Origin of the sequence: Streptococcus mitis, assembly GCF_946190335.1 — a bacterium.
Lineage (GTDB): Bacteria > Bacillota > Bacilli > Lactobacillales > Streptococcaceae > Streptococcus > Streptococcus mitis_CH.
In genome coordinates this window covers 657,929-678,925 of record NZ_CAMHZN010000001.1, presented here as the reverse complement: position 1 = coordinate 678,925, position 20,997 = coordinate 657,929, and the positions used below count along the sequence as shown (strand labels likewise).

Annotated in this window: 18 protein-coding genes, 17 tRNA genes, 1 rRNA gene and 5 pseudogenes; 34 read left to right on the top strand and 7 right to left on the bottom strand. The window is 40.2% G+C overall.

The features are described from left to right. The first annotated feature begins 130 nt into the window (after positions 1-130). The 19 genes and pseudogenes from rrf to N8O43_RS03505 form a co-directional block, all read left to right on the top strand. Positions 131-246 (top strand): 5S ribosomal RNA (gene rrf / locus N8O43_RS03595). Between the two features lie 4 nt (positions 247-250). Beyond that, positions 251-323, top strand: a tRNA-Val gene (locus N8O43_RS03590). Positions 324-325: 2 nt separating this feature from the next. Next, a tRNA-Asp gene (locus N8O43_RS03585) sits at positions 326-398 on the top strand. A 23-nt stretch (positions 399-421) separates the two neighbouring features. Beyond that, positions 422-494, top strand: a tRNA-Lys gene (locus N8O43_RS03580). A 5-nt stretch (positions 495-499) separates the two neighbouring features. Continuing rightward, positions 500-581: transfer RNA gene (locus N8O43_RS03575), tRNA-Leu, on the top strand. Between the two features lie 18 nt (positions 582-599). After that, positions 600-672: transfer RNA gene (locus tag N8O43_RS03570), tRNA-Thr, on the top strand. 22 nt (positions 673-694) lie between these two features. Next, positions 695-766, top strand: a tRNA-Gly gene (locus N8O43_RS03565). A 7-nt stretch (positions 767-773) separates the two neighbouring features. Then, positions 774-859 (top strand) — tRNA-Leu (locus tag N8O43_RS03560). An 11-nt stretch (positions 860-870) separates the two neighbouring features. Continuing rightward, positions 871-944 (top strand) — tRNA-Arg (locus tag N8O43_RS03555). A 16-nt stretch (positions 945-960) separates the two neighbouring features. Next, positions 961-1,034 (top strand) — tRNA-Pro (locus N8O43_RS03550). Positions 1,035-1,039: 5 nt separating this feature from the next. Next, a tRNA-Met gene (locus N8O43_RS03545) sits at positions 1,040-1,113 on the top strand. Positions 1,114-1,126: 13 nt separating this feature from the next. Further along, positions 1,127-1,200: transfer RNA gene (locus N8O43_RS03540), tRNA-Ile, on the top strand. Positions 1,201-1,212: 12 nt separating this feature from the next. Further along, positions 1,213-1,302: transfer RNA gene (locus tag N8O43_RS03535), tRNA-Ser, on the top strand. Positions 1,303-1,312: 10 nt separating this feature from the next. After that, positions 1,313-1,386, top strand: a tRNA-Met gene (locus N8O43_RS03530). A 3-nt stretch (positions 1,387-1,389) separates the two neighbouring features. Next, a tRNA-Phe gene (locus N8O43_RS03525) sits at positions 1,390-1,462 on the top strand. 20 nt (positions 1,463-1,482) lie between these two features. Then, positions 1,483-1,553 (top strand) — tRNA-Gly (locus N8O43_RS03520). 34 nt (positions 1,554-1,587) lie between these two features. Next, a tRNA-Ile gene (locus tag N8O43_RS03515) sits at positions 1,588-1,661 on the top strand. Positions 1,662-1,667: 6 nt separating this feature from the next. Further along, positions 1,668-1,755: transfer RNA gene (locus tag N8O43_RS03510), tRNA-Ser, on the top strand. 224 nt (positions 1,756-1,979) lie between these two features. Then, positions 1,980-2,246: pseudogene (locus N8O43_RS03505) on the top strand (ISL3 family transposase); the annotation flags it as partial. 43 nt (positions 2,247-2,289) lie between these two features. On the opposite strand, the gene birA reads toward N8O43_RS03505, so the two are convergent. Together birA and N8O43_RS03495 are read right to left on the bottom strand one after the other, a co-directional pair. Next, on the bottom strand, positions 2,290-3,225 hold the full coding sequence (gene birA, locus N8O43_RS03500) for a bifunctional biotin--[acetyl-CoA-carboxylase] ligase/biotin operon repressor BirA (RefSeq protein WP_261089450.1): 936 nt from the start codon (positions 3,223-3,225) through the stop codon (positions 2,290-2,292). Beyond that, the gene (locus tag N8O43_RS03495; RefSeq protein ID WP_045611038.1) at positions 3,222-4,082 is read right to left on the bottom strand and encodes an AraC family transcriptional regulator; all 861 of its coding nucleotides are present in this window, start codon (positions 4,080-4,082) and stop codon (positions 3,222-3,224) included. Before N8O43_RS03495 ends, birA begins: the two co-directional genes overlap by 4 nt. Before the next feature lie 107 nt (positions 4,083-4,189). Between N8O43_RS03495 and N8O43_RS03490 the strand changes: the two genes are divergently transcribed. The 14 genes and pseudogenes from N8O43_RS03490 to N8O43_RS03425 all read left to right on the top strand — a co-directional run bounded on the left by N8O43_RS03490 (position 4,190) and on the right by N8O43_RS03425 (position 18,875). Next, positions 4,190-6,352: an alpha-galactosidase gene (locus tag N8O43_RS03490; protein WP_261089449.1), complete on the top strand. Its 2,163-nt coding sequence runs from the start codon at positions 4,190-4,192 to the stop codon at positions 6,350-6,352. A 34-nt stretch (positions 6,353-6,386) separates the two neighbouring features. Continuing rightward, positions 6,387-7,637: an extracellular solute-binding protein gene (locus N8O43_RS03485; protein ID WP_261089447.1), complete on the top strand. Its 1,251-nt coding sequence runs from the start codon at positions 6,387-6,389 to the stop codon at positions 7,635-7,637. 18 nt (positions 7,638-7,655) lie between these two features. Continuing rightward, positions 7,656-8,528 carry a carbohydrate ABC transporter permease gene (locus tag N8O43_RS03480; RefSeq protein ID WP_045605757.1) on the top strand — a complete coding sequence of 291 codons (873 nt, stop codon included), beginning with the start codon at positions 7,656-7,658 and terminating at the stop codon, positions 8,526-8,528. Between the two features lie 16 nt (positions 8,529-8,544). Then, complete coding sequence (locus N8O43_RS03475) at positions 8,545-9,378, top strand: carbohydrate ABC transporter permease (protein ID WP_000711264.1); 834 nt, start codon at positions 8,545-8,547, stop codon at positions 9,376-9,378. A 316-nt stretch (positions 9,379-9,694) separates the two neighbouring features. Beyond that, entirely contained in the window at positions 9,695-11,137 is a 1,443-nt protein-coding gene (gtfA, locus tag N8O43_RS03470; protein ID WP_261089446.1) for a sucrose phosphorylase, read from the top strand. 142 nt (positions 11,138-11,279) lie between these two features. Then, the gene (locus tag N8O43_RS03465) at positions 11,280-12,473 is read left to right on the top strand and encodes an O-antigen ligase family protein (RefSeq protein WP_084950229.1); all 1,194 of its coding nucleotides are present in this window, start codon (positions 11,280-11,282) and stop codon (positions 12,471-12,473) included. A 146-nt stretch (positions 12,474-12,619) separates the two neighbouring features. Then, positions 12,620-13,063 carry a MarR family winged helix-turn-helix transcriptional regulator gene (locus tag N8O43_RS03460; protein ID WP_261089445.1) on the top strand — a complete coding sequence of 148 codons (444 nt, stop codon included), beginning with the start codon at positions 12,620-12,622 and terminating at the stop codon, positions 13,061-13,063. A gap of 34 nt (positions 13,064-13,097) precedes the next feature. Continuing rightward, a pseudogene (locus tag N8O43_RS03455) lies at positions 13,098-13,289 on the top strand (nuclear transport factor 2 family protein); the annotation flags it as partial. A gap of 14 nt (positions 13,290-13,303) precedes the next feature. Beyond that, on the top strand, positions 13,304-14,032 hold the full coding sequence (locus N8O43_RS03450; RefSeq protein WP_261089443.1) for an ATP-binding cassette domain-containing protein: 729 nt from the start codon (positions 13,304-13,306) through the stop codon (positions 14,030-14,032). Further along, positions 14,025-15,545: an ABC transporter permease/substrate-binding protein gene (locus tag N8O43_RS03445; protein WP_261089442.1), complete on the top strand. Its 1,521-nt coding sequence runs from the start codon at positions 14,025-14,027 to the stop codon at positions 15,543-15,545. Before N8O43_RS03450 ends, N8O43_RS03445 begins: the two co-directional genes overlap by 8 nt. Before the next feature lie 337 nt (positions 15,546-15,882). Then, positions 15,883-16,485 carry a hypothetical protein gene (locus N8O43_RS03440; protein ID WP_000846130.1) on the top strand — a complete coding sequence of 201 codons (603 nt, stop codon included), beginning with the start codon at positions 15,883-15,885 and terminating at the stop codon, positions 16,483-16,485. Next, entirely contained in the window at positions 16,485-17,276 is a 792-nt protein-coding gene (locus tag N8O43_RS03435) for an energy-coupling factor transporter transmembrane component T (RefSeq protein WP_000130448.1), read from the top strand. The genes N8O43_RS03440 and N8O43_RS03435 overlap by 1 nt, the downstream gene beginning before the upstream one ends. Next, positions 17,252-18,088: an ABC transporter ATP-binding protein gene (locus N8O43_RS03430; RefSeq protein ID WP_261089440.1), complete on the top strand. Its 837-nt coding sequence runs from the start codon at positions 17,252-17,254 to the stop codon at positions 18,086-18,088. Before N8O43_RS03435 ends, N8O43_RS03430 begins: the two co-directional genes overlap by 25 nt. Further along, on the top strand, positions 18,075-18,875 hold the full coding sequence (locus tag N8O43_RS03425; protein WP_261089438.1) for an energy-coupling factor ABC transporter ATP-binding protein: 801 nt from the start codon (positions 18,075-18,077) through the stop codon (positions 18,873-18,875). Before N8O43_RS03430 ends, N8O43_RS03425 begins: the two co-directional genes overlap by 14 nt. A gap of 224 nt (positions 18,876-19,099) precedes the next feature. Here the strand turns inward: N8O43_RS03425 and N8O43_RS03420 are convergent, their stop codons facing one another. From N8O43_RS03420 to N8O43_RS09710, 5 genes and pseudogenes are all read right to left on the bottom strand, one after another. Continuing rightward, on the bottom strand, positions 19,100-19,261 hold the full coding sequence (locus N8O43_RS03420; RefSeq protein ID WP_185757438.1) for a hypothetical protein: 162 nt from the start codon (positions 19,259-19,261) through the stop codon (positions 19,100-19,102). Continuing rightward, on the bottom strand, positions 19,249-19,476 hold the full coding sequence (locus N8O43_RS03415) for a DNA-binding protein (protein ID WP_125453204.1): 228 nt from the start codon (positions 19,474-19,476) through the stop codon (positions 19,249-19,251). The genes N8O43_RS03420 and N8O43_RS03415 overlap by 13 nt, the downstream gene beginning before the upstream one ends. A gap of 12 nt (positions 19,477-19,488) precedes the next feature. Continuing rightward, positions 19,489-19,746 (bottom strand): plasmid replication protein, encoded by a 258-nt coding sequence (locus N8O43_RS03410; protein WP_001287840.1) that lies wholly within the window; start codon positions 19,744-19,746, stop codon positions 19,489-19,491. Next, positions 19,739-20,059, bottom strand: a pseudogene (locus N8O43_RS09715) (DNA replication protein); the annotation flags it as partial. The pseudogene N8O43_RS09715 and the gene N8O43_RS03410, both read right to left, overlap by 8 nt. A 24-nt stretch (positions 20,060-20,083) precedes the next feature. Continuing rightward, positions 20,084-20,434, bottom strand: a pseudogene (locus N8O43_RS09710) (IS6 family transposase); the annotation flags it as partial. Between the two features lie 39 nt (positions 20,435-20,473). Here N8O43_RS09710 and pnuC point away from each other — a divergent pair. After that, positions 20,474-20,980: pseudogene (pnuC, locus tag N8O43_RS03400) on the top strand (nicotinamide riboside transporter PnuC); the annotation flags it as partial. Positions 20,981-20,997 lie beyond the last annotated feature (17 nt).

Below are 20,997 nucleotides of genomic sequence, written 5' to 3'. Positions count from 1 at the left end.
AAGTGTGGCGACACATGTAGCGGACTAATACTAATAGCTCGAGGACTTATCCAAAGTAACTGAGAATACGAAAGCGAGAGGTTTTCTTGGTTTGAATAGATATTCAATTTTGAGTAGGTATTACTCAGAGTTAAGTGACGATAGCCTAGGAGATACACCTGTACCCATGCCGAACACAGAAGTTAAGCCCTAGAACGCCGGAAGTAGTTGGGGGTTGCCCCCTGTGAGATATGGAAGTCGCTTAGCTCTAGGGAGTTTAGCTCAGCTGGGAGAGCATCTGCCTTACAAGCAGAGGGTCAGCGGTTCGATCCCGTTAACTCCCATAGGTCCCGTAGTGTAGCGGTTATCACGTCGCCCTGTCACGGCGAAGATCGCGGGTTCGATTCCCGTCGGGACCGTTAGAATAACGTAAGTTATTTTAGACTCGTTAGCTCAGTTGGTAGAGCAATTGACTTTTAATCAATGGGTCACTGGTTCGAGCCCAGTACGGGTCATATATGCGGGTTTGGCGGAATTGGCAGACGCACCAGATTTAGGATCTGGCGCTTAACGGCGTGGGGGTTCAAGTCCCTTAACCCGCATTAAGATATAATAAATGAGCCGGCTTAGCTCAGTTGGTAGAGCATCTGATTTGTAATCAGAGGGTCGCGTGTTCAAGTCATGTAGCCGGCATTTTTAGATAGAAGAAAACAGTGCGAACGTAGTTCAGTGGTAGAACACCACCTTGCCAAGGTGGGGGTCGCGGGTTCGAATCCCGTCGTTCGCTTAGAGAGGCCGGGGTGGCGGAACTGGCAGACGCACAGGACTTAAAATCCTGCGATTGGTAACGATCGTACCGGTTCGATTCCGGTCCTCGGCATAATATAATGAGCACCCTTAGCTCAACTGGATAGAGTACCTGACTACGAATCAGGCGGTTAGAGGTTCGACTCCTCTAGGGTGCATTTTTTCTATTTAACTCGGGAAGTAGCTCAGCTTGGTAGAGTACTTGGTTTGGGACCAAGGTGTCGCAGGTTCGAATCCTGTCTTCCCGATATATGGCGGTGTAGCTCAGCTGGCTAGAGCGTCCGGTTCATACCCGGGAGGTCGGGGGTTCGATCCCCTTCGCCGCTATAATGATCTTGTTGGACCTTTAGCTCAGCTGGTTAGAGCTCTCGGCTCATAACCGAGTGGTCGTAGGTTCAAGTCCTACAAGGTCCATTTAAATAATATGGAGGATTACCCAAGTCCGGCTGAAGGGAACGGTCTTGAAAACCGTCAGGCGTGTAAAAGCGTGCGTGGGTTCGAATCCCACATCCTCCTTTTATATTAACGCGGGATGGAGCAGCTCGGTAGCTCGTCGGGCTCATAACCCGAAGGTCGTAGGTTCAAATCCTGCTCCCGCAATAAGGCTCGGTAGCTCAGTTGGTAGAGCAATGGATTGAAGCTCCATGTGTCGGCGGTTCGATTCCGTCTCGCGCCATTTTTATTTATAGTATTTATGCGGGTGTAGTTTAGTGGTAAAACTACAGCCTTCCAAGCTGTTGTCGCGAGTTCGATTCTCGTCACCCGCTTTGAACTTTGTTCAAATTACCAAGTTTTTAACTTGGGCGCGTAGCTCAGGTGGTTAGAGCGCACGCCTGATAAGCGTGAGGTCGGTGGTTCGAGTCCACTCGTGCCCATTAATAGGAGAATTACTCAAGAGGCTGAAGAGGACGGTTTGCTAAATCGTTAGGTCGGGTAACTGGCGCAAGGGTTCGAATCCCTTATTCTCCGTTTAATTTTGACTCTTTGTCAACTGTATTGGGTTAAAGAAAAGCTAAGATCGAGGAAGGACACATTTCGTCCTTTCTTTTTTGGTATTCAGAGCGGTAAAAAGACTCTATAATATTTGTAGTGGGTACCCTCCTATAAATATTATGGAGCCTATTTTTGTGTAGAAAAAAAGTTCCATATGATCTATAATGAAAAGCAACCAAACCATCATTAGAAAGAATCATATGGAACAGTTACATTTTATTACAAAATTGCTCGATATCAAAGACCCAAACATCAAGATTTTAGATATCGTCAATAGGGATACTCACAAGGAAATCATCGCTAAACTGGATTACAATGCCCCATTTTGTCCTAATTTTGGAAGTCAAATGAAGAAATATGACTTCCAAAAACCGTCTAAGATCCCTTACCTAGAAACGACTGGTATGCCTTCTAGAATTCTCCTTAAAAAGGCTCTTTGTCAACTGTATAGGGCTGAAGAAATACTAAATTTTTATATATTGTTGATTTTATGGTTGTGCTTATTTATTATTACTTCCAACCCTTGAGTGAAATTTCTCCGCTATTGAGCCAGATTTCTTTTCCGTTATCACATTGAACCAAAAGTTTTCCAGTTTCAGAGATGTCTTTAGCAAGTCCTTTGTGGTCTTTTTGATCTAGTGTGAAAGTAACTTCTTTTCCTAGAACGAATGACTGTTTTTTGTATAGGTATAATAGTTCTTCTGCTGGTGTTTCGAAGAAAGTGCGCCAGATTTCTATGATTAATTCATTTCTGGTTATCGGTGCTGGTGCTTTAAATAGACTAGCAGCTTTTTCTTTTAATTCCTGGGGGAAGTCTTTAATAGTAAAGTTGATTCCTACTCCAATAATGATATCTGTGACTAGGCCTGTTTCTACAGACGTCATTGCCTCAGTAAGGATTCCTCCAATTTTATGATTGTTTAGGTAGATATCATTGACCCATTTTATGTCGACATCTATTAATGTTAGGTTCTTAATGGCTTTGTAGATAGCTCCTGCTACAAGTAGTGTGTAGGATGGTAATTGGTCATAGGGAAGATTTGGTTTAAGATGGAGTGTCATATAAATGCCACCTTGGGGTGAGTAGAAAGAACGTTGAAAACGGCCTCGCCCTGCTGTTTGATAGGAAGCTAGATAGAGGGTGTTTGCTTCATTTCCTAAATCAATTGCTTCTTTTGCATCGAGTTGTGTTGATCTTGTTTCGGGTTTAAAACTGATTTTAATTGGAAGATTTTGTTCTAGAAGTTCTGGAAGAATAAGGTCTCCATTCACCAGTTTATAGCCTTTGTTTTTGATACTATCAATTTCAATGCCTTCTTGTTCTAGACGCTTGATGGCTTTCCAAATTGATGTTCGGCTTAGGGATAGTTCTTCTGCGATTTTTTCTCCGCTAACATAGTCGGTTTCTTTAGCTAGAATCTGGTAGACAGCTTGATAGGATTTCATAGTGTTTCCTTTCTTACTAGTTGGTATTGAGAATATTCTTTTCTTGTATGACTTGGAGTCTGATTGAAGTATTGTTTATAAGCTTTTGAAAAATGGAGTGGATCTGAAAAACCTACCGAATATGCAATTACTTTGATAGACTCTTGGGTATTTTCGAGAAGCTGTTTAGCTCGGTGCATTCGAACATAGAGTAGGTATTCTTTGGGTGATAAGGTATTAAATTCTTTGAATACGCTTGATAAGTAGCTTCTGTGAACGGATAGTTCTTTTGCTAAATCTTGAATTGTAAGTGATTGAGGATAGTGACTATCAATTAATCTTTTGCATTCAAGATAGAGTTGGTAGGTTGATGAAATATTCTTTTTTTTCTGATTGGGAGCAATAGTTCCCAGATGAAACATCAGTTCATGGAGTTGTCCCATGATATGGAGTTGAGCTAATTCATTTGATTTGGTAATCTGAGCGAAGCGGACAATGTCTGAGATGAGTTTTGCAGTGGTCTGGGTATGACAAGTTTCAGATTGGATGAGATAGGATTGATCAGAAATTTGAGAAAGAGCAAAATAGTCAGGAGCTTTCCCTCCAGTGATTCCTAACCAGTAGTAGGCCCAAGGTTCTTTACTATCTGCTTGATAAAAGGTTAGTTCCTCTGGTTTTAATAGAAAGAAATCTCCTTCTTTTAAATCAACAATTTTACCTTTGTAATGAAATTTTCCTTGTCCTTTGGTAATGTAATGTAGGACGTATGTATCTCGAATTGCTGGACCAAAAGAGTAATTAGGTTTGCATTCCTCATATCCATAAAAGCTTAGGGAAAGGTCAATTGTTCCAGTCTGGTATTCTGAAAAAACTAGCATGTGCCACCTCCTACCTAACATTTTACCATATTCTTGAGACATTTTTCTATTTTAGAAAGCGATTTCAGATGATAAAATATAGTCAATAAAGTGATGAGGTGAAGTAAATGGGAGTTAGGATAGAGAATAATCTATTTTATGTTGAGAGTAAAAATCTAAGTTTGATTATTGAAAATCGAAATGGCTACTTACTTTTGAAACATTTAGGAAAGACTATTAAGAACTATAAAGGTTCCAATAGTGTTTATGAACGAGACCATGCCTTTTCAGGAAATCCAACAGCTACTAATCGAACCTTTAGTTTAGATACGCAACGTCAAATTTTTGGACAACATGGCTTAGGAGATTTTAGAAAACCAACTATACAGATTCAGCATAGTGTAACTGAAGTAACAGACTTTCGATTTGTAGAAGCAAAGATCTTAAAAGGTCAAAATGGTCCACAGGGTTTACCTTCTCCACATAGCATGGATGGTACAGAGACTCTTGCCTTAATGTTAGAAGATTCTAAGGCTCAACTTTGTCTGACTTTGTATTATACTGCTTTTGATAATGATGCGACAATTGCTAGCTACAGTAAATTAGAGAATAATAGTAATCAGGAAGTTGTCATCCATAAAGACTTTTCTTTTGTGGCTGATTTTCCAGCGGCAGCATACGAAATAGTAACTCTGCAGGGTGCTTATGCTCGTGAAAAGACTGTTCGACGTCAACAGGTAGAACAAGGACTTTTTTCGATTAGTTCGAACCGTGGGGCTTCAGGGCATGCTCAAACACCAGCTCTTCTCTTATGTGATCAAGGAGTCACAGAGGATGCTGGAAATGTGTTTGCTATTCAACTAATGTATAGTGGAAACTTTGAAGCTTTTGTTCAAAAGAATCAATTGAATGAAGTTCGGCTGGCTATTGGCATTAATCCAGAAAACTTTTCTTGGAAGTTAGGCCCTGAGGAATACTTTGAAACACCGGTAGCTTTAGTGTCCCATTCAGATAAGGGATTAACTGGTGTTAGTCATGAAAGTCAGAATTTTATACTGAAGCACATTATGCCAAGTAAATTTTCTACAAAAGAACGCCCAATTCTAATTAATAATTGGGAAGCTACTTACTTTGATTTTCAGAGAGAAAAACTGTTAGAGTTAGCAGATGAAGCTAAGAAAGTTGGCATTGAACTTTTTGTATTAGATGATGGTTGGTTTGGCAATCGTTTTGATGATAATCGTGCTTTAGGTGATTGGGTTGTTAATGAGAAAAAACTGGGTGGAAGTCTAGAAAGTCTGATTTCAGCTATCCATGAAAGAGGTTTGCAGTTTGGGCTTTGGTTAGAACCTGAGATGATTTCTGTAGATAGCGATTTGTATCGTAAACATCCTGACTGGGCTATTCAGGTTCCAGGATATGAACATACCTATTCTAGAAATCAATTAGTACTTAATCTTGCCAATCCTCAGGTAGTAGAATATTTGAAAAATGTTTTAGATGAACTCCTATCTTATCATGAGATTGATTACATTAAATGGGATATGAATCGTAATATGACTAAGCTAGGGAATGGATTAACTTATCTAGAGACAAAGATGCAATCTCATCAGTACATGCGGGGGCTTTATGAACTCGTTTCTTATCTGACAGAGAAGCACAGCCAAATTCTCTTTGAGTCCTGCTCTGGTGGTGGTGGACGAAATGATCTTGGTATGATGCGCTATTTCCCACAAGTCTGGGCAAGTGATAATACTGATGCTATTGCACGTTTACCAATTCAATACGGTTCATCCTATCTCTATCCAACCATTTCTATGGGGGCTCATGTTTCAGCAGTACCGAATCATCAGATGGGACGAATGACACCATTAGAAACACGTGGCCATGTAGCAATGATGGGAAATTTGGGATATGAGCTTGATTTGACAAGTTTATCAGATGAAGAGAAAGCTGAGATTACTAATCAGGTGAACTTGTATAAAGAATTACGACCAGTAGTTCAGTTAGGACAACAGTATAGGTTAATCAATCCCGAGTCTGCATCCAATGAAGCAGCTGTACAATTTAATTACAAAAATCAAACGATTGTAACCTACGTTCGCGTTTTGTCAGTTGTAGAGACCATGGAAACAACTTTACAGTTAAAAGATTTGGATGAAGAGGGACTGTATGAATTACAGGAAAATGGAGTAGTTTACTCAGGTGCAGAACTCATGTATGCAGGTTTAACTGTTATCTTATCCCAGGGAGATTTTTTGAGTAAACAGTATATTTTTAGAAGACTATAATAAAGGTGTATAAATTTATAAAGGAGGCTTTCCAATGAAATGGTATAAGAAAGCAGGTTTTCTTTTAGTCGCTGGTGCTAGTTTACTAGGTCTAACAGCTTGTGGTCAGAATAATCAATCGACTGATGGAAAGGTAACGATTGAATTTTTTAACCAGAAGACCGAAATGGCGGATACTTTGCAAAAAATTGTAGATAATTTTGAAAAGGATCATCCTACTATTGATGTAAAACTGACGACTGTTCCGGCAGCTGGAATTGTTCTGAAAACTCGGATTTTATCAGGAGATGTTCCAGATATTGTTAATATCTATCCTCAAAATATGGATTTTCAGGAGTGGGCAAAAGCAGGTTACTTTACAGATATGACAGGGAAATCTTATCTTGAGAATATTAAGAATGACTATGCAGAAAAGTATGCAATCAATAATAAGATTTATAGTGTGCCTTTAACTGCTAACCTTTATGGAATCTATTACAATAAAACAAAATTTAAAGAATTAGGACTTGAGGAACCGAAGACTTTTAAAGAGTTTCAAGAGATTGTTAAAAAGATAAAAGATAGTGGGAATTCTCCGTTTGCAGTTGCAGGCAATGAAGGATGGACATTAAACGGTTACCACCAACTTTCTCTCATTACTATTACAGGCAGTGGGGACGCAGCTAATAACTATCTTCGCTTTTCAAAACCTAACTCTATTTCTGCAGATGATGCTATTTTAAAAGCAGATGCAGAACGACTAGATTTGTTGGCAGACAATGCTCAAGATGGATGGCGTGGTGCCTCTTATAATGATGCGGTGGTAGCATTCTCGAATGAAAAAGCCTTGATGATGCCACAAGGATCATGGGCATTAGCGGCAATTAATCAACAGGATCCAAAATTTGATGTGGGGATGTTTGCCTTCCCAGGAGAAGAAGTAGGAAAAGAAGTCACTGTTGGTGCAGGGGACATGGCATTATCAACTTCAGCTACTACCAAACATCCTAAAGAAACCGAAGAATTTATCAGCTATATGACTAGTTCAAAAGCTATGCAAGCATATTATGATGTGGATGGATCACCAGTTGCGGTAAAAGGTGTACAGGAAAAAGAAGATTCAGCACTTGCAGAGATTTCTAAACTGGCATTTACGGATAAACATTATGTTTGGTTGGGCCAACACTGGAATTCTGAAGAAGATTTTTTCAATCTAAGTGCAGGTTACTTGATGGATAAAAATCTGAAAAATATGGCAAACAATCTCAATGCTTTCTTTAATCCAATGAAGGCAGATTTGGACTAGAATAGGAGTTAAGATGATATGGCTATTCGAAAATTTTTAAATAAATACTGGGGTTGGACTTTTTTGCTCATCCCGCTTGCATTACAAGCTATCTTCTTTTACTTTCCGATGGTACAAGGTGCTTTCTATAGTTTGACTAACTGGACCGGATTGACCTATAATTATAAATTTGTTGGTCTGAATAACTACAAATTGCTGATGATTGATGGGAAATTCTTCACAGCCATTGCTTTTACTTTGATTTTAACCCTGGCATTGATTATTGGAGAGATTACAATTGGGATGATTGTCGCTCGAGCCTTAAATTCTAAGATGAAAGGGCAGACCTTCTTTAGAGCATGGTTCTTTTTCCCAGCGGTTTTGTCTGGTTTGACAGTTTCCTTGATTTTTAAACAATTCTTTAACTATGGTCTTCCAACGATTGGAAAAATTTTAGGAATTAGTTTTTTACAAGAAAGTCTATTAGGAACACCAATCGGTGCGGTAGTGGCAACTATTTTTGTTCTTCTATGGCAAGGAGTAGCAATGCCAATTATTCTCTTTCTTGCTGGTCTTCAGAGTATTCCAAGTGATATTTTGGAGGCGGCATCAATTGATGGTGCAACAAGCAAACAAACTTTTTGGAAGATTGAATTACCATATTTGCTACCAACGATTTCTATGGTTTTTATCCTAGCTCTTAAGTCCGGTTTGACTGCCTTTGACCAAATTTTTGCCTTGACGAGTGGTGGTCCAAATAATGCTACAACGTCTCTTGGTCTTTTAGTCTACAACTATGCCTTCAAGAGTAATCAATATGGATATGCGAATGCAATTGCCTTGATTTTATTCCTAATTATTGGAATTGTTTCTCTTATCCAAATCAAACTATCAAAGAAATTTGAAATCTAATAGGGGAGTCTTACACATGAAAAAAGAAGAAAAATTGAATCAGTTTTGGAAGTATGTCCTCTTGATAGTAGGTGGTATTCTCATACTTGTTCCTTTGTTGGTAACGGTTTTTAGTTCCTTCAAGACAACCAAGGATATCATGAATCATTTCTTTGGTTTGCCCAATCCTTTTACGTTAAGTAATTATGAACGATTGGTTTCGGATGGGATTGGAGGCTATTTCTGGAATTCAGCTGTTATTACGGTGTTATCATTGATTGTAGTAGCCTTCTTTATACCAGCTGCAGCCTATTCCATTGCTCGAAATATGTCCAAGAAAAAAGCCTTTGCAATTATGTATTCGCTCTTGATCTTAGGGATATTTGTTCCATTTCAGGTGATTATGATTCCTATCACAGTTATGATGAGCAAACTCGGCCTGGCAAATATGTGGGGGTTGGTACTACTTTATCTAACTTATGCAATTCCACAGACCCTCTTCTTGTATGTTGGTTATATTAAAATCAGTGTACCAGATAGTTTAGATGAAGCTGCAGAAATTGATGGGGCTGATCGATTTACAACTTACCGTCGAATTATTTTTCCAATGCTGAAGCCCATGCATGCTACAACCTTGATTATCAATGCATTATGGTTCTGGAATGACTTTATGTTGCCATTGTTGATTTTGAATAAGGATTCCAAGCTGTGGACTTTGCCTCTCTTCCAGTACAACTACCAAGGTCAATATTTTAATGACTATGGGCCAAGTTTTGCATCCTATATTGTGGGAATTGTAACAATTACTGTCGTCTACCTCATCTTCCAAAAACATATTATTTCAGGAATGAGCAACGGAGCAGTGAAGTAAGAAGAACTCATGGAATCTATAGTCTCTGACACAGAGGAAGGGTTCAGCTTATTGACAATTCAAGAGAAAAATAAAGTAGTACTTAGTTTATCACAGTCTATATTAGTACGAGTTTGATGATAAACAGAGATTTAATACTCAATGAAAATCAAAGAGCAAACTAGGAAGCTAGCCGCAGGTTGCTCAAAGCACAGCTTTGAGGTTGCAGATAAAGCTGACGTGGTTTGAATTTGATTTTCGAAGAGTATAACATGAATTTGATTTACGAAGCCAAGTCATATGAGGCTTGGCTTCAATTAGAAAAAGGAGAGTAATGATGCCGATTCAGAATAAAACCATGTTGATTACCTATTCAGATAGTTTGGGAAATAATCTTAAAGACTTATATGAGAATTTGGAAGAGCATTTTGGTGATGCTATTGGGGGAGTTCACCTTCTACCATTTTTCCCATCAACAGGTGATCGTGGATTTGCGCCAGTTGACTATGACGAAGTGGATTCAGCTTTTGGTGATTGGGAGGATGTTAAGCGTTTAGGTGAGAAATATTATCTTATGTTTGACTTTATGATTAATCATATTTCTCGTCAATCTAAGTATTATAAGGACTATCAAGAAAAACATGAAGCCAGTGAATTTAAAGATCTCTTTTTAAACTGGGATAAGTTTTGGCCAGAAAACCGTCCGACACAGTCTGATGTAGATTTAATTTACAAGCGTAAGGATCGTGCACCAAAGCAAGAGATTGTTTTTGAAGATGGGTCAGTGGAACATTTGTGGAATACCTTTGGTGAGGAGCAGATTGATCTTGATGTGACCAAAGAAGTAACGATGGAATTTATCCGTAAGACCATTCAGCACTTGGCAAGTAATGGGTGTGATTTGATTCGTCTAGATGCCTTTGCTTATGCAGTGAAGAAATTGGATACTAATGATTTCTTTGTAGAACCAGATATTTGGGATTTATTGGACAAAGTTCGAGATATCGCTGCTGAGTATGGGACAGAGCTTTTACCTGAGATTCATGAACACTATTCGATTCAGTTTAAAATAGCAGACCATGATTACTATGTTTATGATTTTGCTCTTCCAATGGTGACACTTTATACTCTTTACAGTTCCAGAACAGAGCGTTTGGCTAAGTGGTTAAAGATGAGCCCAATGAAGCAATTTACGACGCTAGACACCCATGATGGGATTGGAGTGGTGGATGTCAAGGATATCCTGACAGATGAGGAGATTGACTATGCTTCAAATGAACTCTATAAGGTTGGAGCTAATGTCAAACGTAAGTACTCTAGTGCAGAGTATAACAATCTAGATATCTACCAAATCAATTCAACTTACTATTCTGCGCTTGGAGATGATGATGTTAAGTATTTTCTCGCTCGTCTAATTCAAGCTTTTGCCCCAGGTATTCCTCAGCTTTACTATGTAGGTCTATTAGCAGGCAAGAATGATTTGAAATTATTAGAAGAGACTAAAGAAGGTCGAAATATTAATCGTCATTACTATAGCAATGAGGAAATAGCAGAAGAAGTCCAACGTCCCGTAGTGAAGGCACTTCTCAATCTATTTTCTTTCCGTAACCGTTCAGAAGCCTTTGATCTAGAAGGAACTATTGACGTTGAAACACCAACAGCCCACAGCATTGTAATCAAACGTCAAAATAAAGATAAGTCCGTAACAGCAGTAGCAGAAATTGATCTGCAAAATCAGACTTATCGGGTAATTGAGAACGGAATTGAAGTAACATTTTGAAGCCTTGACTTGATATGGTTGATAAAATAGGGTTTTTGTTTTAGAAAACGTTTCCTTTGTTTTCAAATTGCTAAAAAAGTGGTACAATATAGGGTAGCTTACTATTATCTGAATCAACTGATTTGGAGAGAAAGGATTCATTTTGAAATCAATAGGCTTTATTGAAAAGCTGAAAGGGTTGTCTAGTAAAGAGCTGATTTTATTGGGAATTATCCTGAGTATCTTTTTACCCTTTTATCTTTTTGTAGTTGTATTCTGTTTATATATTATTAGTTTGATTTTTACAGGAGACATGAAAAGTATTCTTCAGAAAATGGGGGAGCATCCGATGCTACTTCTTTTTCTTGGCTATAGTACTGTTATATCCGTTTTTGCACAAAATTGGATGGGAGTTGTGGCTTCAGTAGGAATTTTTCTATTTACTGTTTTCTTTTTGCACTATCAGTCGATTTTATCACATAAATTCTTTCGATTGATTTTGCAGCTCGTCTTGTTTGGTAGCGTATTATCAGCTGCTTTTGCGAGTTTAGAACATTTCCAAATTGTGAAGAAATTCAACTATGCTTTTCTTTCACCCAATATGCAGGTCTGGCATCAGAATCGTGCAGAAGTGACCTTCTTTAATCCTAATTATTATGGAATTATTTGTTGTTTCTGTATCATGATTGCTTTCTATCTGTTTACAACGACCAAGTTGAATTGGTTGAAAGTATTCTGTGTGTTTGCAGGCTTTGTTAATCTCTTTGGATTGAACTTTACTCAAAATCGAACCGCCTTTCCTGCTATTATCGCTGGAGCCATTATTTATCTCTTTACGACCATTAAAAACTGGAAGGCCTTTTGGCTTAGTATTGGGGTCTTTGCGATTGGCTTGAGTTTCCTCTTTTCCAGTGATTTGGGAGTTCGGATGGGGACTTTAGACTCTTCTATGGAGGAACGAATTTCTATCTGGGATGCTGGGATGGCCTTATTTAAGCAAAATCCTTTCTGGGGTGAGGGGCCATTGACCTACATGCACTCGTATCCTAGAATAAATGCTCCTTATCATGAACATGCTCACAGTCTTTATATTGATACGATTCTGAGTTACGGAATTGTGGGGACTATTTTACTAGTCTTGTCTTCTGTTGCTCCTGTTCGCTTGATGATGGATATGAGTCAGGAGTCGGGGAAACGTCCGATTATCGGTCTTTATCTGTCTTTCCTTACAGTGGTTGCTGTACACGGAATCTTTGACTTGGCCCTCTTCTGGATTCAGTCAGGTTTCATTTTCTTGCTAGTTATGTGCAGTATTCCATTGGAGCATCGAACTTTGGTATCGGACATGACGGATTAAGTTTTATAAGATTAAAATTCTTCTACCTTGGGTAGGAGATTTTTTTACTGGGAAAAATTATTTCTAAATCGAAATAGTTGACAGTTGGAATAATGAGTGTTACAATTATTTTATTCATTTCGATATCGAAATAAATTGGAGGTGTCATGAAAGATAGTCATTTGGTAGCCCATCATATTCGTTTGTTGAATGGGCGGATTTTTCAAAAGTTACTGAGCCAAGATCCTGAAGCTCTTTATCGGAGTGAACAGGGGAAAATTTTAGCGGTTTTATGGAATAGTGAAACTGGCTGCGCAACTGCGACAGATATTGCTCTGGAAACTGGGCTTGCTAACAATACACTGACGACTATGATTAAAAAGCTAGAGGAACAAAATCTTGTAACTATTAGTCCATGTGGAGAAGATAAGCGTAAGAAGTATTTGGTTTTAACAGAGTTGGGGCAGTCTCAGAAAGAAGTGGGGTATCGTGTCAGTCAGAAATTGGATACGATCTTTTACAAAGGATTTTCAGAGGAAGAAATTCGTCAGTTTGAAGCCTTTCAAGAAAGAATTTTGGCTAATCTGAAAGAGGAGGAAAATGAGGTTTAAAATGGAGCAAATTAGCTGTTTATAAGTAAAGGCCACTTTTGACTTTGTTTTCCAACTCTTAGGACAAGGAAACTATGTGGTTAGCTATGGTCAGACTCAGATTGATGGAGTTGCTTATGCCCAGTACGATATCTTCCGTCTAGAAAACGGGAAAATTGTGGAGCATTGGGATAATAAGGAAGTCATGCCTAAGGTAGAAGACTTGACCAATCGAGGGAAGTTTTAAATTGAGGATACAGAATGATTGAATACAAAAATGTAGCTTTACGTTACACAGAAAAAGATGTCTTGAGAGATGTCAATTTACGAATTGAGAATGGCGAGTTTATGGTTTTAGTTGGTCCATCTGGATCAGGTAAGACGACCATGATTAAGATGATTAACCGTCTCTTGGAACCGACTGATGGAAATATTTATATGGATGGCAAGCGCATCAAAGACTATGACGAGCGGGATCTTCGTCTTTCTACTGGTTATGTTTTACAGGCTATTGCCCTATTTCCTAATCTAACGGTCGCGGAAAATATTGCCCTGATTCCTGAGATGAAGGGTTGGACTAAGGAAGAAATTGCTCAGAAAACAGAAGAGCTTTTGGCTAAGGTTGGTTTACCAGTGGCTGAGTATGGACATCGACTTCCTAATGAATTATCTGGTGGAGAACAGCAACGGGTCGGTATTGTTCGTGCTATGATTGGTCAGCCTAAGATTCTCCTCATGGATGAACCTTTTTCAGCCTTGGATGCTATTTCTCGCAAACAGTTGCAGGTTCTGACTAAAGAATTGCATAAAGAATTTGGGATGACAACGATTTTTGTAACCCATGATACGGATGAAGCTCTGAAATTGGCGGACCGTATTGCTGTCTTGCAGGATGGAGAGATTCGCCAGGTGGCGAATCCAGAGACTATTTTAAAAGCTCCTGCAACAGATTTTGTAGCAGACTTGTTTGGAGGTAGTGTTCATGACTAATTTAATTGCAACTTTTCAGGATCGTTTTAGTGATTGGTTGACAGCTCTATCTCAACATTTGCAGTTGTCACTTTTGACCTTGTTGCTAGCTATTTTGCTTGCGATTCCCTTAGCTGTTTATCTTCGCTATCATGAGAAGTTGGCGGACTGGGTCTTGCAGATTGCAGGGATTTTCCAGACCATCCCGTCTCTTGCCTTGTTGGGGCTCTTTATCCCCTTGATGGGAATTGGAACCTTGCCAGCTTTGACAGCTCTAGTGATCTATGCGATCTTTCCGATTTTACAAAATACCATCACTGGACTCAAGGGAATTGATCCAAGTCTACAAGAGGCTGGGATTGCCTTTGGGATGACTAGGTGGGAACGTCTCAAGAAATTCGAAATTCCACTTGCTATGCCTGTTATGATGTCTGGGATTCGGACGGCAGCGGTCTTAATTATCGGTACGGCAACCTTGGCGGCCTTGATTGGGGCGGGAGGACTGGGTTCCTTTATCCTTTTGGGAATTGACCGTAATAATGCCAGTCTGATTTTGATTGGGGCCCTTTCTTCTGCAGTGCTTGCCATTGCCTTTAACTTCCTACTAAAAGTGATGGAAAAAGCAAAATTGCGGACGATATTTTCTGGTTTTGCCTTGGTAACAATATTGCTCGGTCTATCTTATAGTCCAGCCCTTTTGGCTCAAAAAGAGAAAGAAAACTTGGTTATTGCTGGGAAATTGGGTCCAGAACCAGAAATTTTGGCCAATATGTATAAGTTGCTGATTGAAGAAAATACCAGTATGACTGCGACTGTTAAACCGAATTTTGGGAAAACAAGCTTCCTCTATGAAGCTCTGAAAAAAGGCGATATTGACATCTACCCTGAATTTACCGGTACGGTGACTGAAAGTTTGCTTCAGCCATCACCGAAGGTGAGTCATGAGCCAGAGCAGGTTTATCAGGTAGCGCGTGATGGCATTGCCAAACAGGATCATCTAGCCTATCTCAAACCCATGTCTTATCAAAATACCTACGCTGTAGCTGTTCCGAAAAAGATTGCTCAAGAATATGGCTTGAAGACCATTTCAGACTTGAAAAAAGTGGAAGGACAGTTAAAGGCAGGCTTTACTCTCGAATTTAATGACCGTGAAGATGGAAATAAGGGCTTGCAATCAATGTATGGTCTTAACCTCAATGTAGCGACCATGGAGCCAGCCCTTCGCTATCAGGCAATTCAGTCAGGCGATATTCAAATCACGGATGCCTATTCAACTGATGCGGAATTGGCGCGTTATGATTTGCAGGTCTTGGAAGATGACAAGCAACTCTTCCCACCTTATCAAGGAGCGCCACTCATGAAAGAAGCTTTGCTTAAGAAGCATCCTGAGTTGGAGAAAGTTCTCAATAAATTGGCTGGTAAAATTACTGAAAGCCAGATGAGCCAGCTCAACTACCAAGTCGGTGTTGAAGGCAAGTCAGCAGAACAAGTAGCCAAGGAGTTTTTACAAGAACAAGGTTTGTTGAAGAAATAGTTTGAAAATGTCAAACTCAACTTGCTTAAACGACTATAGAAAAGAATGCTCAGACAATGTCGTCTGGGCTTTTTTGATATTAGAGTTACTTAATGTCTTTCAAAATGGAAAATAAGAGGAAATTTTTAGGATTTTCTAAAATTTTACTGTAAATACACTTGACTATTCACAAAATAGGTGTATAATGTGTTGTGAACTACTTAACAAATAAAGATTTCCAGCTCATGTCGACTAAGGATGGAAATCTTGTGTATAGACAGTTCAGTAGATATATAATAGAGCGTTGCGTCCGAAAGTCTATCCAGACACGGCTCTTTAAAAACAAAAGGAGAAGATTATGAAAACAGAACCGATTCATCGTACCAGTATGTGGAAATTTAAGTTAAGTGCTGCCACCATGACTTTGATTCCCGCTGCCGTGGGGATTAACTATGTTGCCAAAGCCTTGGCGGAGGGGTTAAAGTTGCCCGTTTGGCTGGGGTCTTTGGGAACCTTTCTTACCAGCATGTTGGCTGGGCCGGTTGCCGGTGCCATTAGTGGTTTCATCAACAACGTGATCTATGGGCTGACCTTATCGCCAATTTCAACCGTGTATGCGATTACCAGCATCGGAATTGGGATTGCTGTCGGAGTTTTGCACGCCAATGGGTGGTTCTCGTCAGCGCGACGAGTATTTGTTTCTGCTATTATTATTGCCATCGTTTCAGCTGTCATTTCAACGCCACTCAACGTCATCTTTTGGGGTGGTCAGACCGGTATCGCTTGGGGTGACTCATTGTTTGCGGTAATGGTCGCCAATCATGCACCAGTGTGGCTGGCCTCATTTACCGATGAGTTTGTCTTGGATATTTTGGATAAAGTCTGCGTGGCCTACCTGGCATTCTTCATCTATCGTCAGCTGCCGAAGCGGATGGTGCACTTCTTTAGCGATGATAAATGATGACTGATAAAACATTGATTTCTGGAGCGCCACGGGTCAAGCTCAAGTGGTACCAGGTGATCGATCCGATTACTAAGCTCTTGTTCATCTTGGACATGACGTTGTTGAGCTTTGCCAGTATGAATTTATTGCTTCAGGCCGGATTAATTCTTGTCGCAACACTGCTATTGTTATTTTCCAAATTGAGTTCTACCACCTTTAAGGCGCTGGGATTCAGCCTGTTTCTGATTTGCACCATGCTGATCATCCAAGGGTTATTTTACAGTCGGAATCAAACTGTGCTGTTTTCTGTGCTTGGGGTGTCGTTCTACAAAGAAGGCCTGATTTACGCCACCACTCTGGGTTGTCGAGTATTGGTGATTATTTTGACCAGTGGCTTTTTTATGGTGACCACGAGTATTTCAGAAAATGCGGCCTATTTGGAACTGTCCGGATTGTCTTATAAAACCGTCTACGTTCTGATGTCGGTGTGTTATATTTTGCCGGAAATGATGCGCAATATGCGGAAAATCCAGCAGGCACAAAAAGTTCGCGGAACCAATCCGCAAAAAACGTTGATTCAGAAATTAAAGTCAGTCCTGCCGGTGCTAATTCCATTGGTGATTAAGACCTTGGATCAATCGATGACGCGGTCGATTTCTCTCCAACTGAGAGGTTTTGATAATCTCAACCGGACTGTCAGAACCTCCCAGCGCGTGTATCGCCTGTCGCGGACGCTGCACATTGGTCTGACTGGATTGGCAATTTTATTGATTGGGTGGAAGATATGGACGAAGATAAACGGATTGTAATTGAAAATTTGACCACCCGTTATCCGGGTACTGAGCAACCACAACTGCGTCAGATTAACGCGGAGGTTCATACCGGCCAGGTGGTTGGGATTATCGGGAATAGCCACTCCGGCAAATCGACTTTGTGCCGTGTGCTGGCAGGGGTCATTCCCAAAATTGTGTCTGCTGAGATTGAGGGCGATTGGCACATGTTTGGCCAGCGCGTGTCCGACAATTGGCCCGTTTATAATGCCATGAATGGAGTTGTACTGCAAAATCCAGCTGGCCAACTAAGCGGGTTGGCAGACACGGTTGCCGATGAAATCGCCTTTGACTTGATTAATCAGGGAATGGCTGAAGGACTGATTCAAAAACGGGTTGAAGAAGTTGCCACGCAAATGGGGCTGATTGAACAGCTGAATTTGCGTCCCGAGAGCCTTTCCGGTGGTCAGATCCAGCGGTTGGCAATTGCCACGGCGATTGTGGCTAATCCGGCTGTTTTGATTATGGATGATCCGACCAGTGAGATGGATCCCCTTGGCCGCCGGCAATTTTTCCAATGGCTGGCCCAAGTCAAAGAGACGACTGTCTTCATTGTCACCAGTGAAATTGACGATTTGTGCGAAGTCGCCGACGTTGTGTGGGTGCTGCACGAGGGTCAAATGGTAGCCCAGGGCAGGCCGGGTGAGGTGTTTAATCATTTGGCAGCTGACTGGCAGATTCCAGCCCCGACAATCCAGCAACTTGCTCAAAAAATGGATTGGCATTTGGCTGATGGCCGGTATCCGGTGAATGACGCTGATCTGAAGGAGGTTCGTTATGTCCACAATTGAACTGAGCCACCTGACGTTCACTTATCCAGAACGGTCCTTTAGCTTGGATGTTGAAGACAAACACTTCGCCGATCCGATGGTGGCGATTGTCGGCCAAAATGGTGCCGGCAAATCAACGCTCTTCAAATTGTTGACGGGCTTGCTGACACCACAAACCGGTGTGATTAAGATCGATGGAGAAAATTTTAATGATCTTAAACCAGTCGAAAAGTTACTGAAGGTTGGGATTACTTTTCAGAATCCTAACGATCAGCTTTTCAACCCGACCGTTCAACGAGAGGTGGAGTGGAGTGTCGCGCAGGTCATGGATGACCACGACACGATTACGAGGCGGGCTTTAGCGGCTCTAAAAAGAGTTGGCTTGGATGATAAAACAGCTGAAAGTCCATATGACCTGTCATTGTCGGAACGCAAGCTGTTGAGCGTTGCCACAGTTTTGGCAGTGGATCCGGCGATTTATTTATTTGATGAGCCGATGATGTCGCTTGATTGGGAAAGCCGGCGCAAGTTGACCGCAATTTTCCATCAGTTGGCTGATTCGGGCCACCAAGTTGTGACCATCACCCATGACATGGATTGGGTCGCCGCCGAGTTTGAGTCGGTGTATGTTATGGAACACGGGAAGTTTGGCTTCGCCGGCAGTCCACGGGAATTGTTCAGCAATCACGAACTTGTCCAGCGAGTGGGATTACTACCACCGCGGATTATGGACATAGCGGAGTCGCTGGGTGATTCACAGACATATTTATCGGTTAATGATTATTGCCAGAAAAATCGAGATGTATAGAAAAAGTCACCTCTGCGGGTTTTCCAGGTTGAAGGATTAACTTCAGCTTCTGGCAAGAACTCACATGGGTGACTTTTGTGTTTAATAACGTTTCATGATCATCGGGTGCTTCCTCAGATCACTCGGTTTGATTTTACTTTGTTTCATGGTCATAATCATATACCATTTCTTTTGGATTTTTTGTTTGACTAATACAAAATAGGTTTTCATAGGTCTTCGCATTTTTAGCACCCATTAGGATCATCAGTATAATTTTCTGAATTAGGAGACTGTCCCATCACTATTCGAACTTCGTCTCCCAACTTACGCTGTTCCCATTCATCCGTGAATCCTTTAAATCGCAATTCTGGAACTTTCTTTTTATTTGAATCATCTATTTTCGCCATAGTCCCCACCATTTTATTGGTTTTTCTTGTTCTTCTATCCTTTTTTGATCTTTGATTTGTTCCTGTAAATTTTCCAACTTCTCTTTAAGAGCGTTCACTTCATCTTTATATTGATTGTCTAAGTGTTTGAATTCTGTTTCCTGTGAGGGCATTTTGAGGGCTTTTAAGTTATCATTTTCCGTCTTGTATTCTTCTAGCAACTTTTTATCTTGCAAGGCTAATCGTTGTTACTGGTCTAACAAATTAGTTAGTTTTTCTATTTGTTGGTCTTTGCTACTTATTTGTTGGTCTTTGGTATTTGATTTGCTACTACTTTCTACTTTACCTAAAATTATTTTTTCTGCTTTAGAATTTATTAGATTAGACCCATTGGAACTTTTAAGCTGTAATTCTTTTGGTAACCTTTGGTAGTGATATTGAATATTTTGTTTTGTAACACTCAACTCATCCGCCAGCTCTTTGATCGTTTTTAAGTCTTCACTCATGGTTTAAGTCCTGCCTTTTAACCGTTGGTAGATATTGTTCAATGGCTTTTTTGAGGTAGCGTGCGATATTATGCTTAGAATATTCTTCACGTCTGCTGGCAACATAAGACAAGTGGTCTTTAACACTATTTAGCCCTCTTAATTCTTTCAGTTCGTCATAGAGGGGGTAAACATGGACTTGCAATCCTGCCATGATTTTTGTATCTTGCATTTCAAACGGACTTAGCAACATATTTTCTAGCAATAGCGTGGTGTACTTGCTTTTCATTGCTTCAATAGCTAGCTTATCTTCGGTTTCTGCTTTGCGTGCTTTATCTTCTTGATAGGCGGTATCTTCTAACTTATAGCTGTTATCGTCTGCTCGACGTTTCTTTCGTAACCAGATATCCAATATTAAACCGTCCGCATCAATCGCTCGATAGAGATAATGCCAACGCCCCTTAATTTTGATATAGGTTTCATCCATTTTCCACGAATAGAAGGACTGTTTATTTTTCTTTTTCCAGAGATGATAGAGGATTTTACTGTATTCTTGAACCCACCGATAAATCGTAGTGTGACAAACATTTATTCCACGGTCATAAAGCAATTCCTGAACTTCACGATAGCTCAGATTGTAACGTAGGTAATAACCAACAGCGACAATGATGACGTCTTGTTGGAATTGTTTGCCTTTAAAATGATTCATCTCTCAAGCCTTACTAACCTTTTTTCTGCTCTTTGAGAAGCTGAAGGTCGAGCAAGTAATTACCTTTTTGGTTTGATTAACTCTGTCATTTACCTTATCTTGGCTTTGCAGAAAGGCTTTTATGGTGAGGTGTTAACGACACTTTACTTTACGGTCATGCAGCCAATTGGACTTCTAGTTTGGATCTACCAGGCACAGTTTAAGAAAGAAAAGCAGGAGTTTGTCGCGCGTAAACTGGATGGCAAGGGTTGGACCAAGTATCTTTCCATTAGTGTTCTTTGGTGGTTGGTATTTGGATTCATTTATCAGTCTATCGGAGCCAATCGTCCTTATCGTGATTCCATCACTGATGCGACTAATGGGGTTGGGCAAATCCTCATGACAGCCGTTTACCGTGAGCAATGGATATTCTGGGCAGCTACCAATGTCTTTTCAATCTATCTCTGGTGGGGAGAAAGCTTGCAAATTCAAGGAAAATACCTGATTTACTTGATCAATAGTCTCGTTGGTTGGTATCAGTGGAGCAAGGCAGCAAAGAGTGCTTAAAAAGTAAAAAAGGATCA

Coding starts and splice junctions, on each gene's coding strand:
- birA (WP_261089450.1), bottom strand. CDS start 3,225: ATGAAATCCTATCAAGCTGTCTACCAGATTCTAGCTAAAGAAACCGAC.
- N8O43_RS03495 (WP_045611038.1), bottom strand. CDS start 4,082: ATGCTAGTTTTTTCAGAATACCAGACTGGAACAATTGACCTTTCCCTA.
- N8O43_RS03490 (WP_261089449.1), top strand. CDS start 4,190: ATGGGAGTTAGGATAGAGAATAATCTATTTTATGTTGAGAGTAAAAAT.
- N8O43_RS03485 (WP_261089447.1), top strand. CDS start 6,387: ATGAAATGGTATAAGAAAGCAGGTTTTCTTTTAGTCGCTGGTGCTAGT.
- N8O43_RS03480 (WP_045605757.1), top strand. CDS start 7,656: ATGGCTATTCGAAAATTTTTAAATAAATACTGGGGTTGGACTTTTTTG.
- N8O43_RS03475 (WP_000711264.1), top strand. CDS start 8,545: ATGAAAAAAGAAGAAAAATTGAATCAGTTTTGGAAGTATGTCCTCTTG.
- gtfA (WP_261089446.1), top strand. CDS start 9,695: ATGCCGATTCAGAATAAAACCATGTTGATTACCTATTCAGATAGTTTG.
- N8O43_RS03460 (WP_261089445.1), top strand. CDS start 12,620: ATGAAAGATAGTCATTTGGTAGCCCATCATATTCGTTTGTTGAATGGG.
- N8O43_RS03450 (WP_261089443.1), top strand. CDS start 13,304: ATGATTGAATACAAAAATGTAGCTTTACGTTACACAGAAAAAGATGTC.
- N8O43_RS03445 (WP_261089442.1), top strand. CDS start 14,025: ATGACTAATTTAATTGCAACTTTTCAGGATCGTTTTAGTGATTGGTTG.
- N8O43_RS03440 (WP_000846130.1), top strand. CDS start 15,883: ATGAAAACAGAACCGATTCATCGTACCAGTATGTGGAAATTTAAGTTA.
- N8O43_RS03435 (WP_000130448.1), top strand. CDS start 16,485: ATGACTGATAAAACATTGATTTCTGGAGCGCCACGGGTCAAGCTCAAG.
- N8O43_RS03430 (WP_261089440.1), top strand. CDS start 17,252: ATGGACGAAGATAAACGGATTGTAATTGAAAATTTGACCACCCGTTAT.
- N8O43_RS03425 (WP_261089438.1), top strand. CDS start 18,075: ATGTCCACAATTGAACTGAGCCACCTGACGTTCACTTATCCAGAACGG.
- N8O43_RS03420 (WP_185757438.1), bottom strand. CDS start 19,261: ATGGCGAAAATAGATGATTCAAATAAAAAGAAAGTTCCAGAATTGCGA.
- N8O43_RS03410 (WP_001287840.1), bottom strand. CDS start 19,746: ATGAGTGAAGACTTAAAAACGATCAAAGAGCTGGCGGATGAGTTGAGT.